Raw genomic sequence first — 12140 nt, 5'->3', positions numbered from 1 at the left:
GGCGGCGCTGCGCGGCCTCGACGGGCTCGGCGAGCGGCTGGCCGCGCCCGGTGCGCCGCGGGCGTACCTGCTCGGGCTGGACCCGGCGGGGGACGGGCGGGCGGTGGTGGCGCTCGGCAACCCGGACCGGGCCGGCGCCGTGCTGACGTACGTCCCGGGGATGACCGCGGACCTCGCCGACGCGCCGGGCGAACTCGGCCGGGCCGCCCGGGTGCTGGAGCGGTGCGCGGCGCTCGCGCCGGAAACGGAGGCGGCGGCCGTGCTCTGGCTCGACTTCGACGCGCCCGACCTCCTGCCCGAGGCGGCGCGTGGCCGGCAGGCCGACGACGCCGGGCCGGCCCTGCACCGGTTCCAGGAGGGGCTGCGGGCCTCGCACGAGGGGCCGCCCGCCCGGCAGACCGTGCTCGGGCACAGCTACGGCTCGCTGGTGGTCGGCACCGCGGCCCGCGACCACGGGCTGAGCGCCGACGCGCTGGTCTTCGTCGGCTCCCCCGGCGTGGGCGTCGACCACGCGGCCGAGCTGCGGGTGCCGCCCGGCCAGGTCTGGGCGGCCACCGCGCCGGACGACGTGATCCGGCTGGCCCGGCCACCGGACGAGCTGGCCCGCCGGGCGGTGCTGGCCGGCACGCCGCTGGGCCCGGCGGCGGCGCTGCTCGACCCGCACGGCGACCGGCTCTGGTTCGGCACCGACCCGAGCACTCCCGGCTTCGGCGGCCGGCGCTTCCCCAGCGGGCGGCACGGGCACGCGGGCTACTGGGATCCCGGCAACCCCGCGCTGGACGGGATGGCCCGGATCGTGCTGGGCACATGACCGCCCGGGGGCCGGAGACGGCACGGCCCCTCCGCCCTGGGACGGAGGGGCCGCGACGGGGTCGGCTACTCGACGGTGACCGACTTGGCCAGGTTCCGAGGCTGGTCGACGTCGTGCCCGCGGGCCGCGGCGATCTCGGCGGCGAGCACCTGGAGCGGCACCGTGGTCACCAGCGGGGCCAGCAGCGTGGGCGTGCGCGGCACGTAGATCAGGTGGTCGGCGTAGCGGACCACCGCCTCGTCGCCCTCCTCCGCGATCACGATGGTGCGGGCGCCCCGGGCGCGCACCTCCTGGATGTTGGAGACGACCTTGTCGTGCAGCATGCCGCGGCCGACCGGCGACGGCACGATGCAGATCACCGGCGTGCCCTTGTCGATCAGCGAGATCGGGCCGTGCTTCAGCTCACCGGCAGCGAAGCCCTCGGCGTGCATGTACGCCAGCTCCTTGAGCTTCAGCGCGCCTTCGAGGGCCACCGGGTAGCCCACGTGCCGGCCGATGAACAGCACCGTCGGCTCGGACTTCAGCTCACGGCCCAGCTCGCGGACCGGCTCGATCCGGTCGAGCAGCTCGCGCAGCTTGCCCGGCATCTCCTGGAGCTGGGCCACCACCGCGCCCACCTCGTCGGCGAACTTGATCCCGCGCACCTGGGCCAGGTGGAGGCCGATCAGATAGCAGGCGACGACCTGGGTGAGGAAGGCCTTGGTGGACGCGACCGCGATCTCCGGGCCGCCGTGCGTGTACAGCACCGCGTCGGACTCGCGCGGGATGGTGGAGCCGTTGGTGTTGCAGATGGCCAGGACGCGGGCCTTCTGCTCCTTGGCGTGGCGCAGCGCCATCAGGGTGTCCATGGTCTCGCCGGACTGCGAGATCACCACGATCAGCGTGGACCGGTCCAGCACCGGGTCGCGGTAGCGGAACTCGCTGGCCAGCTCCACCTCGCAGGGGATGCGGGTCCAGTGCTCGATGGCGTACTTGGCGACCAGGCCGGCGTGGTAGGAGGTGCCGCAGGCCACGATGAAGATCTTGTCGACGTCGCGCAGGTCCTGCTCGCTGAGACGGACCTCGTCGAGGGCGATCTCGCCGCTCTCGGTGAGCCGGCCGAGCAGCGTGTCGGCGATGGCCTGCGGCTGCTCCTCGATCTCCTTGAGCATGAACCAGTCGTAGCCACCCTTCTCGGCGGCCGACGAGTCCCAGTCGATGTGGAAGTCCTTGCCGGTCGCGGGCTGCCCGGCGAAGTCGGTGATCTCGATGCTCTCCGGGGTGATCAGCACGATCTGGTCCTGGCCCAGCTCGACCGCGTCGCGGGTGTGCTCGATGAACGCGGCCACGTCGCTGGCCAGGTAGTTCTCGCCGTCGCCGCGGCCGACCACCAGGGGCGAGTTGCGCCGCGCGCCGACCACCGCGCCGGGGATGCCGGCGTCGACGGCGAGCAGCGTGAAGGCGCCCTCCAGCCGCTGGCAGACCAGCCGCATGGCGGAGGCGAGCAGCTGCGGGCTGTCGACCTCGCCGGCCGAGCGCAGGTCGGCCAGCGAGCGGGCGAGCAGGTGCGCGGCGCACTCGGTGTCGGTGTCACTGGCGAACTCGACGCCGTCGGCCTCCAGCTCGGCGCGGAGCTTCGCGAAGTTCTCGATGATGCCGTTGTGGATTACGGCCACGCGGCCGTCCGGGGAGAGGTGCGGGTGGGCGTTGCGGTCGGTCGGGCCGCCGTGGGTGGCCCACCGGGTGTGGCCGATGCTGGTGGTGCCGTCGCCGATGCCGATCGGGCTGGCGGCGCAGGACTCCGGGTCGCTGGCGGCACGCTCGGCGAGGACCTTCTCCAGGTTGGCCAGCTTGCCGGCCTTCTTCTCGATCAGTAGCTCGTCGTCGCAGACGACGGCGACGCCCGCCGAGTCGTAGCCGCGGTACTCCAGCCGCCGCAGTCCGTCCAGCACGATGCCGAGCGCCGGGCGCGCACCGGCGTAACCCACGATTCCACACATGGTCCGCAGCCTAACTTAGTTTCGCTCATCGTGCGTGCTCGGAAGCCGGGTAAACGATCACTGAATTTGAGCGAACCGGTGAGCGGATGTCGAGGATCGGACAAACCTCTCACATACTGCGGTGGGGCTGAGGCCCGGGCACCGGTCCGGCGGCCGACGCGTCCGGCCGGGCCCGCACGGGCAACCCGCGCGGGTGCGTGCGAACTGGTCGCCGGGCCGTACATTGAGGGCCCCCGGTCGGGGCGACGCCCCCGGCCCCGCCCGTCCCGCGGTCGTCCGCGCCGTCCCCTGCGAGCTGAGCCGATGTCCGAGACGACCCCCACCCCCGAGCCGGGGCACAGCGAGCCGGGGCACAGCGCCGGCCCGAGCGACCCGACCGCCCCGGAGCCCACCACCTGGATCCCGCCGGACCCGCTCGCCGCTCCGCAGCCCTGGGCGCCGCCCGCCCCCTGGACGCCGACGCCCTGGACCCCGAACCCGTGGGCCTCGCCAGGAGCCGCCGCGCCGGGCGCCGCCGGGACGCCCGCGCCGCCCGGCCCGGGCACGGACCCGACGGCAACGCCGGGCCCGGCCGGCTGGACGACCCCGGGAGCAGGGCCGGGCCCGGCTGGCCCGCCGGTGCACCCGGCCGGCGCACCGGGCGCCCCGCCCTGGCCCGGCGGCGCCTCCGGGCCGGGCTGGCCCCCGGCCGGCTACCCGCCGCCGTACGCGTACCCGGGGCCGGCGCCGCGCCGGTCGGGCGGCAACTGGGTCGTGGCCGTCGTGGTGACGGTGGTCGTCGCCCTGGTGCTCGCCTTCTGCGGCTGCGTCGGCCTGGGCGTGCTCGGCAGCTTCGTGGACGACTCGGCCACCTCCGGGCAGCCGTACGACCCGGAGTTCGACGAGCCCGACGGCGGCCTCGCCGGTGAGCCCACGGACGACGCGGCACCGGTCCCCGCCACCACCCCGTCCGGCGGGCCCGGCCGGTTCAGGGTGGTGTACGAGGTGACCGGCACCGCCGCCGTCGACGTGCAGTTCTACGACGCCAACGCCGACTTCCTCCAGCTCGACGGGGTGCGGTCGCCGTGGCGGCTGGCGTTCACCGCGAACGACCGGGAACGGGTGCAGATCATCGCGTCGCCCACCGGCTCGGGCGAGGCGAGCTGCCGGATCACCATCGACGGGAAGGTCGTCTCGCAGGACTCGGGCGAGTACGGCGCGACCTGCTTCGGCTGGTGACGCCGGCGGCCGGAAGGCGGTGGTCTTGCGGCGTCGACGCCGGGCCGTAGGCTGGCCGGCGTGACGACGACCGATCCGCTGGTGGCCCGGATGCGGCCGTTCGGCACCACGATCTTCGCCGAGATGTCCGCGCTGGCCGTGCGCACCGGCGCGGTCAACCTCGGGCAGGGCTTCCCCGACACCGACGGCCCGCCGGAGATGCTCGCCGCGGCCGCCGAGGCGCTGCGCTCCGGCCACAACCAGTACCCGCCGGGCCCGGGCATCCCGGCGCTGCGCGCGGCCGTCGCGGCCCACCAACGGCGGTTCTGGGGCCTGGAGTACGACCCCGACGGCGAGATCGTGGTGACCGCGGGCGCCACCGAGGCGATCGCGGCGAGCATCCTGGCCCTCTGCGAGCCGGGCGACGAGGTCGTCTGCTTCGAGCCCTACTACGACTCGTACGCGGCCTCGATCGCCCTGGCCGGCGCGGTCCGCCGCCCGGTGACGCTGCGTCCCGCCGCCGACGGCGGCTACGCCTTCGACCCGGCGGAGCTGCGCGCGGCGTTCGGGCCGCGTACCCGGCTGGTGCTGCTGAACACCCCGCACAACCCGACCGGCAAGGTCTTCACCGCCGACGAGCTGGCCCTGGTCGCCGAGCTGTGCCAGGAGCACGACGTCCACGCGGTCACCGACGAGGTCTACGAGCACCTCGTCTTCACCGACGCCGCCGCCCCGCACCTGCCGCTGGCCACGCTTCCCGGCATGCGCGAGCGGACGCTGCGCATCTCCTCGGCGGGCAAGACGTTCTCCTGCACCGGCTGGAAGGTCGGCTGGGTGAGCGGCCCGGCGCCGCTGGTCGCCGCGGTGCTGCGGGTGAAGCAGTTCCTCACCTTCGTCAACGCCGGGCCGCTGCAACCGGCCGTGGCGGTCGCGCTCGGCCTGCCGGACGCCTACTTCGCCGACTTCCGCGCCGGCCTGCAGCGGCAGCGGGACCAGCTCGTCGCCGGCCTCACCGACGCCGGGTTCGGGGTGCTCACCCCGGAGGGGACCTACTTCGTGACCGCCGACGTCACCCCGCTCGGCGGGCGGGACGGGGTGGAGTTCTGCCGGTCGCTGCCGGAGCGCTGCGGCGTGGTGGCGGTGCCGACCCAGGTCTTCTACGACGACGTGGAGGCGGGCCGCCGGCTGGTCCGCTTCGCGTTCTGCAAGCGGCCCGAGGTGCTCACCGAGGCGGTCACCCGGCTGCGCCGGCTCAGGGGGGACGCATGACCGACGCGTACGCCGACCGGATGCGCCGGCTCGCCGCGCAGCGCGACTGCGACACGGTGCTCTCCGGCGTCCGGCCGGCCTCGGTGCGGGAGCAGCTCGCGGCCCTCGGCGCGGCCGTACCGGACGACCTGCTGCCCGACTTCTACGGCGACGGCGGGGCGGTGGAGCGGGTGGAGCGCCGGGTCGCCGAGCTGCTCGGCGTGGAGGCGGCCGCCTTCTTCCCCACCGGCACGATGGCCCAGCAGGTCGCGATGCGCCACGGCGCCGAGCTGACCGGACGGGACGCGGTCGGCCTGCACCCGCTCAGCCACCCGCTGCTGCACGAGCGGGACGCGTACGCGGTGCTCGGCGGGCTGCGGGCGATCCGGACCACGGAGGCGCCGCGCAACCCGACGGCCGAGGAGGTGACCGCGCTCGACGAGCCGATCGGCACGCTCTTCCTGGAGCTGCCGCTGCGCGACGCCGGGTTCGTCCTGCCGACCTGGGACGAGCTGGTCGCGGTGGCCGGCGCGGCCCGGGAGCGGGGCGCCCGGGTGCACCTGGACGGGGCCCGGCTCTGGGAGTCCACCGTCCACCTGGGGCACTCGGCGGCCGAGGTCGCCGCCCTGGCCGACAGCACGTACGTCTCGTTCTACAAGTCCCTGGGCGGCCACTCCGGCGCGGCCCTGGCCGGCGACGCCGAGCTGGTCCGGTACGCCCGCGCCTGGCGGCACCGCTACGGGGGCACCCTGTTCCAGCAGTGGCCGGCCGCCCTCGCCGCGCTCGCCGGCCTGGAGCGGGAACTACCCCGGCTGGCCGGTTACGTGGCGCACGCGAAGGTGGTGGCCGAGTCGCTCGCCACCCTGCCGGGCGCCCGGGTCCACCCGGCACCCCCGCACACCCACCAGTTCCGGCTCTGGCTGCCACATTCGGCGGACGACCTCAACGCGGCCAACCTCGCCCTCGCCGAGGAGGAGAAGGCGTGGTTCGCCGGCGGCTGGCGGGACACCGAGGTGCCCGGGCTGGCGCTGACCGAGGTGACGATCGCCGGTCCCGCGCTGGAGCTGGACCCCGACCAGATCCTCGACCTGGCCGACCGCTTCCTCCGCCGCCTGCCATCCTCCTGAAACCCGCCGGCAGACCCGCCCGATCGCACCGGAAGACAAGCGACCGGGCGAGGGTGACCGGATCGGGTCAGCCGGTGGCCCGGTCCGGTCGGGGCTCCGCTCCCGGTGCGGCGGCCGGCGGGTGGTCGGCGGCGAGTCCGGCGAGCACCGCGCCCCCGTCGGCGAGCAGCGCCGACTCGGCGTCGTCGACGAAGGCCAGGTCGGCCTCGACGTGCCGCCCGGCGGCCGAGAGCAGCAGCCGGACCACCGGGTCGTCGGCCCGACGGCGCAGCCCGTCCAGGTTGCGCAGCTCCCGCATGAGGTGGGCACGCTGGTTGCCGAGGACGGTGCGGACGGTTCCCGCCTCGCCCGACCGCGCCGCGGCGGTGACCTTGAGGAAGAAGTCGTCCCGGAAGCCACCGCTGCGCGGGGTGGGCTCGGCGAGCCAGCGGTCCAGCTCTGCACGCCCGGCCGGGGTGATCTCGTAGACCACCCGGTCGGGCTTGACCGGTTGGGCCTGCCGCTCGGCGACCACCAGTCCGTCCCGGGAGAGCCGGTCGAGGATCTGGTAGAGGTGCCCGATGTTGAGCGGGCCCCACTGCGGGCCGACCGCCCCCTCGAAAGCGCCCTTCAGCTCGTAGCCGTAGCTGCGACCACGGGCGAGCAGGGCCAGGACCGCGTGCTGGATCGCCACCGTCTCCTCCGATCCGGTTCCGGACAGGCATCCGATCTTGCATTGTGACAATGTATCGCGCACAGTGTGGGTCAGCACACGGGGAGGCGCGACATGTTCCACTTCATCTGGGGGCAACTTCGCGGCCGTGCCGGACGGTCGGTGGCGCTGCTGGTCGGCGTGCTGGTGGCCACCACCGGCTTCGTCGTCCTGACCGGCGCCACCACCACCTCCCGGCTGGCGGTCACCGGCACCGTCGAACGGAACACCCGCGCCGCCTACGACATCCTGGTCCGCCCGAAGGGGACGCGCACGCCACTCGAGACCGCCCGCGGCCTGGTCCGGCCCAACTACCTCTCCGACACGTACGGCGGCATCACCACCGACCAGTACGAGCGGGTGAGAACCGTCGCCGGGGTGGACGTGGCGGCGCCCATCGCGATGATCGGTTACTCGACCTCTGCCGTGCCGCTGCGACTGGATCTCACGACGGCGGTCGACCGGTCACTCGACCGGCAGGTGATCCGGATCGACCCCACCTATGTCGCCGAGCGGGGCCTGTCCAGGGCAGCAGGCAAGCCGCGCTACGTGTACGTGACGAAGCACCCGCTCATCCATCCGGTCTTCGACCCGGAGGCCCCGGAGACGTTCCCGTACAGCGACGGCCGGCACTACCCGGTGGACGACGTGTGTGGACCGGCCGCCCGGGAGGTGCAGCCGGACGGCAGCAGCCGGCCGATCTGCGACCCGCAGCGTGGTGCCCTGCTCGGCAACCGCGGCGTGCTCTCCGAGCGGGACAACTGGTGGGTCGTCCCGGTCCGGCTGCTGCCGGACGGCCGCTTCGAGGCGCAGAACGGCGTCCTCGCGGACAATGGCGACGCCGTCACGGCGACCTCCCACCGGCTGACGCTGACCGAGCCGGTCACCGTGCCGTTCCTGCTCGCCGCCGTGGACCCGGAGGCGGAACAGCGCCTCGTCGGCCTGGCGGGCACCGTGACGGACGGCCGCCCTCTGCGGGCCGACGACGCGGTGGGCGAGAAGTTGCTCGGCACCGCCCTCAACCAGTCGGTTCCGGTGCTGGCCACCAGCCGCCCCTATCTCGACAGCGAACTACGGGCCACGCTCACCCGGCTGCCCGCCGCCCGGCCGGCCGGAATGCCGGCCGTTGAGCTGGAGGAGACGCTCGGACGGGGAGCCGGCACGCCGGCCGGTGTGGCCCGGGCGGAGCTGGCGGACGCCTACCGGACCCAGCTCGCGGCAGGGGTCTCCGAGCAGGGCAGGTGTTGTTTCGGGCAGCTGCAGATCATCACCCAGCCCGGTGCGGTGACGTACGACGAGCGACCCGGCGACGAGCTGCACGCCGCCGCGGTGCCGCCGGCCGCGTCGGAGGTCTTCGGGAACGAACGCGACTTCAGCTGGCTGCCCCGTCCCTGGCTCACCGAGGACGTGGGGGCTCGTCCCCTGCGCCGGCTCATCCTGCCCAGCGGCGGGAACATCACCCCGCTCCGGCGGTGGCAGGCGGTCGGCGTGTTCGACCCGGAGAAGCTGGCTGGCTTCAGCGACCTCGGCAAGCTGCCGCTGGAGACGTACGAGCCGCCGGTGGCCGAGGGCGCAGACGAGCGCAGCCGGGCCGCGCTGGGCGACCGGCCGCTGGAGCCGAGCGGCAACCCCGCCGGCTACCTGTCCGCGCCGCCGTTACTGCTGACCAACCTTGCCAGCGTGCCCAAGCTGCTGGAGGGCGGCAGCACCCCGCAGCGCACCGCGCCGATCAGTGCGATCCGGGTCCGGGTCGCCGACGTGCACGGCTACAGCGAGCGGTCCGCCGAGCGGGTGCGGCTGATCGCCGAGCGGATCGCCACCGAGACCGGCCTGGACGTGGACATCACCCTCGGCTCTTCTCCGGCACCGCAGACCGTGGACCTACCGGCCGGCTCGTTCGGTCGCCCCGAGCTGCGGCTGACCGAGAACTGGTCGGCGCTCGGGGTCGCCTCCACCATCACCAAGGCCGTCGACCGCAAGAGCGCCGGGCTCTTGCTGCTGGTGCTGGTGGTCTGCGTGCTCTTCCTCGGCAACGCTGTCTCCGCCGCCGTCCGGGACCGCCGTCCCGAACTGGCGGTGCTCGCCTGCCTCGGCTGGTCGGCCCGGCGGATCGGCGCCCTGATCCTCGGCGAGGTCGCCGCGCTCGGTCTGGCTGCCGGGCTGCTCGCCGTCGGCCTGGCGTTCCCCCTCGGCGCGGCCCTGGACATCGGCGTCGACTGGCGGCGGGCGCTGCTCGCCGTACCTGTCGCTCTGCTGCTGGCGCTGGTCGCGGGCCTGGCGCCGGCGCTGCGGGCCGCGCGCGCCCACCCGGCCGCGGCGCTGCGCCCGCCGGTGGCCACCGCCCGCTGGGTACGCCGGCCGCGCACCCTGCCCGGCCTGGCCGTGGTGAACCTGGTCCGCACCCCCGGACGCACCCTGCTCGGCGCCGGGGCGCTGGCCATCGGGGTCGCCGCGCTGACCCTGGTCGCCGCCGCGGCCTACGCCTTCCGGGGCGCGATCGTGGGCAGCCTGCTCGGGGACACCGTGTCGCTCAGCGTGCGCGGGGCGGACGCCCTCGCGGCGGCGGCCACGGTGCTGCTCGGGGCCGGCGCGGTCGCCGACGTGCTCTACCTGAACATCCGGGACCGCGCCGCCGAACTGGCCACGCTGCGCGCCACCGGCTGGACCGACGCCGCGCTGGCCCGCCTGGTCGCCTACGAGGGCTTCCTGCTCGGCGCGCTGGGCGCGCTGGCCGGCGCCGGCCTCGGGCTCGGCGGGGCGGCCTGGCTGGTCGGGGATCTGCCGGCGGCACTGGTGACGGTGGCCGCCACCGTGGCGCTGGCCGGGGTGCTGGTCACCTGCCTGGCGGCGCTCGTACCGGCCGCGCTGCTGCGCCGCCTTCCCACCGCACGACTGCTGGCAGAGGAGTGACCATGAACGCGACCACGGGTAGCACGGTCCGCACCGCCGGACTGGTCCGGCAGTTCCGCAGCGGCACCGAGCGGCTCACCGCCGTCGACGACGTGTCGCTCGAGGTCGCGGCGGGATCGGTGGTGGCGCTGACCGGTCCGAGCGGCTCCGGCAAGTCCACGCTGCTGCACCTGATCGGCGCCATCGAACAGGCCGACCGGGGCACGGTGACGGTGGACGACGTGGAGGTCACCGCGCTGCGCCGGGCGGCGCTGGCCCGCTACCGCCAGCGGGTCGGCTTCGTCTTCCAGCGCTACCACCTGCTGCCCGCGCTGACCGTGCTGGACAACGTGATCGCACCGGTGCTGCCCCTCAGGGGCCGCGCCGACCACGCGACCCGCGCCCGGGAGCTGTTGGACGCGGTGGGCCTGGCCGGCCGGGAACGCGCACTGCCCGCCCAGCTCTCCGGCGGCCAGCAGCAGCGGGTGGCCATCGCCCGGGCGCTGATGGGTGCGCCCCGCCTGCTGCTGGCCGACGAGCCGACCGGCAACCTCGACTCGACCACCGGCGCGCAGATCCTCGACCTGCTCCTCGACCTGCGCGACCGGCACGGCATGACGATCCTGCTGGCGACCCACGAACGGGCCATCGCCGCCCGCTGCGACCGCCTGATCCGCCTCGGTGACGGCCGGCTGGTCGAGGACCTCGACCTCACCGGGGGCGAGGACCCGGCCGACACCTACGACCGGGTCACGCGGCTGCGTTTGTAGGCGGGTCAGCCCACCGGGCTGGCGCCGCGCACCTGCTCCGCGATGCGCTCGGCGACGGAGCGGGCGGTCGCCTCGGTTTCGGCCTCGACCATGACGCGGACCAGCGGCTCGGTGCCCGACGGGCGGAGCAGCACGCGACCGGTCTCGCCCAGCTCGGCTTCGGCCCGCTCGACCTCGGCGCGGACGGCCGGCGCGGCGGCGCCGACGGTGCGGTCGCCGACCGGGACGTTGATGAGCACCTGGGGCAGCTTGGTCACGACCGAGGCCAGCTCGGCCAGGGACTTGCCCGTGGCGGCCAGCCGCGACATCAGGTGCAGGCCGGTGAGCACGCCGTCGCCGGTGGTCGCGTAGGCCGGCATCACGATGTGCCCGCTCTGCTCGCCGCCCAGCGCCAGGCCGGAGGCGCGCAGCTCCTCCAGCACGTACCGGTCGCCGACCTTGGTCTCGACCAGCCGGATGCCCTGCGCGGACATGGCCAGTCGCAGGCCGAGGTTGCTCATCACGGTGGCGACCAGGGTGTCCTGGGTCAGCTCGCCGGCTTCCCGCATGGCCAGGGCGAGGATCGCCATGACCTGGTCGCCGTCGACCTCCTCGCCGTCGGCGGTGACCGCGACGCAACGGTCGGCGTCGCCGTCGTGGGCGATGCCGAGGTGCGCGCCGTGCTCGACCACAGCGGCGCGCAGGGCGTCGATGTGGTTGGAGCCGCAGTCGTCGTTGATGTTCAGGCCGTCGGGCTCGGCACAGATGGCGATCACCTCGGCGCCGGCCTCCCGGTAGGCCACCGGGGCGACGTCGGCGGCCGCGCCGTTGGCGCAGTCGACCACGACCTTGATCCCGTCGAGCCGGTGCGGCACGGTGCCGACCAGGTGCTGGACGTAGTGGTCGGCGCCGTCGAGCAGGTCGTGCACCCGGCCGACCCCGGCGCCGATCGGGCGCTCCCAGGCGGTGGTGGCGTTCGCCTCGACGGCGGCCTCGATCTGCATTTCGATCTCGTCGGGCAGCTTGTGCCCGCCGGCGGCGAAGAGCTTGATCCCGTTGTCCGGCATCGGGTTGTGCGAGGCGGAGAGCATGACGCCCAGGTCCGCCTTGGCCTCGGCGGTGAGGAACGCCACCGCCGGGGTGGGCAGCACGCCGACCCGGACCACGTTGGCGCCGGCGCTGGTGAGCCCGGCGACCACGGCGGCCTCCAGCATCTCGCCGCTGGCCCGGGTGTCCCGGCCGACCACGGCGAGCGGCGGATGACTCTTGTCGGTCTCGGCCAGCGTGTGGGCGGCGGCCACCGCCACCGCGAGCGCCAACTCCGGGGTGAGATCCGCGTTCGCCCGCCCGCGTACGCCGTCCGTGCCGAACAACCGGCCCATACCCGCCAACCTCCGATGGAACTGCCGATGAGAGGAGAACAGCCGAACGGCCGGGCCACCTCCCCGG

Annotated in this window: 9 protein-coding genes; 6 read left to right on the top strand and 3 right to left on the bottom strand. The window is 74.8% G+C overall.

Going from position 1 to position 12140, the window contains the following annotated elements; genetic code table 11:
• On the top strand, window positions 1-811 hold an 811-nt coding region (locus tag ABZV78_RS19965), incomplete at its 5' end, for an alpha/beta hydrolase (RefSeq protein ID WP_355640538.1).
• Between the two features lie 65 nt (window positions 812-876).
• Here ABZV78_RS19965 and glmS read toward each other — a convergent pair.
• A complete protein-coding gene (gene glmS, locus ABZV78_RS19960) occupies window positions 877-2790 on the bottom strand; it encodes a glutamine--fructose-6-phosphate transaminase (isomerizing) (protein ID WP_355640536.1) in 1914 nt (637 codons plus the stop codon).
• Between the two features lie 303 nt (window positions 2791-3093).
• Between glmS and ABZV78_RS19955 the strand changes: the two genes are divergently transcribed.
• Genes ABZV78_RS19955 through ABZV78_RS19945 form a run of 3 tightly spaced genes read left to right on the top strand, consistent with a single transcriptional unit; the run spans window position 3094 to window position 6362 of the window.
• A complete protein-coding gene (locus tag ABZV78_RS19955; protein WP_355640534.1) occupies window positions 3094-4008 on the top strand; it encodes an MmpS family transport accessory protein in 915 nt (304 codons plus the stop codon).
• A 60-nt stretch (window positions 4009-4068) separates the two neighbouring features.
• On the top strand, window positions 4069-5256 hold the full coding sequence (locus ABZV78_RS19950; protein WP_355640532.1) for a pyridoxal phosphate-dependent aminotransferase: 1188 nt from the start codon (window positions 4069-4071) through the stop codon (window positions 5254-5256).
• Window positions 5253-6362 (top strand): beta-eliminating lyase-related protein, encoded by a 1110-nt coding sequence (locus ABZV78_RS19945; protein WP_355640530.1) that lies wholly within the window; start codon window positions 5253-5255, stop codon window positions 6360-6362. The genes ABZV78_RS19950 and ABZV78_RS19945 overlap by 4 nt, the downstream gene beginning before the upstream one ends.
• 67 nt (window positions 6363-6429) lie before the next feature.
• On the opposite strand, the gene ABZV78_RS19940 is transcribed toward ABZV78_RS19945, so the two are convergent.
• Window positions 6430-7035, bottom strand: coding sequence for a PadR family transcriptional regulator (locus tag ABZV78_RS19940; RefSeq protein ID WP_355640528.1), 606 nt, complete (start codon window positions 7033-7035; stop codon window positions 6430-6432).
• Between the two features lie 93 nt (window positions 7036-7128).
• Here ABZV78_RS19940 and ABZV78_RS19935 point away from each other — a divergent pair, with 93 nt between their 5' ends.
• Together ABZV78_RS19935 and ABZV78_RS19930 are read left to right on the top strand one after the other, a co-directional pair.
• Window positions 7129-9963 (top strand): FtsX-like permease family protein, encoded by a 2835-nt coding sequence (locus ABZV78_RS19935; protein ID WP_355640526.1) that lies wholly within the window; start codon window positions 7129-7131, stop codon window positions 9961-9963.
• Window positions 9964-9965: 2 nt separating this feature from the next.
• The gene (locus tag ABZV78_RS19930; RefSeq protein WP_355640524.1) at window positions 9966-10712 is read left to right on the top strand and encodes an ABC transporter ATP-binding protein; all 747 of its coding nucleotides are present in this window, start codon (window positions 9966-9968) and stop codon (window positions 10710-10712) included.
• A 5-nt stretch (window positions 10713-10717) separates the two neighbouring features.
• Here the strand turns inward: ABZV78_RS19930 and glmM are convergent, their stop codons facing one another.
• On the bottom strand, window positions 10718-12073 hold the full coding sequence (gene glmM / locus ABZV78_RS19925) for a phosphoglucosamine mutase (RefSeq protein WP_355640522.1): 1356 nt from the start codon (window positions 12071-12073) through the stop codon (window positions 10718-10720).
• Window positions 12074-12140 lie beyond the last annotated feature (67 nt).

This window comes from Micromonospora sp. NPDC004540 (assembly GCF_040610095.1).
Classification (GTDB): domain Bacteria; phylum Actinomycetota; class Actinomycetes; order Mycobacteriales; family Micromonosporaceae; genus Micromonospora.
Note: the sequence above shows the minus strand (reverse complement) of the source record. Positions and strands in the feature narration are given on the sequence as shown.

Coding starts and splice junctions, on each gene's coding strand:
- glmS (WP_355640536.1), bottom strand. CDS start 2,790: ATGTGTGGAATCGTGGGTTACGCCGGTGCGCGCCCGGCGCTCGGCATC.
- ABZV78_RS19955 (WP_355640534.1), top strand. CDS start 3,094: ATGTCCGAGACGACCCCCACCCCCGAGCCGGGGCACAGCGAGCCGGGG.
- ABZV78_RS19945 (WP_355640530.1), top strand. CDS start 5,253: ATGACCGACGCGTACGCCGACCGGATGCGCCGGCTCGCCGCGCAGCGC.
- ABZV78_RS19935 (WP_355640526.1), top strand. CDS start 7,129: ATGTTCCACTTCATCTGGGGGCAACTTCGCGGCCGTGCCGGACGGTCG.
- ABZV78_RS19930 (WP_355640524.1), top strand. CDS start 9,966: ATGAACGCGACCACGGGTAGCACGGTCCGCACCGCCGGACTGGTCCGG.
- glmM (WP_355640522.1), bottom strand. CDS start 12,073: ATGGGCCGGTTGTTCGGCACGGACGGCGTACGCGGGCGGGCGAACGCG.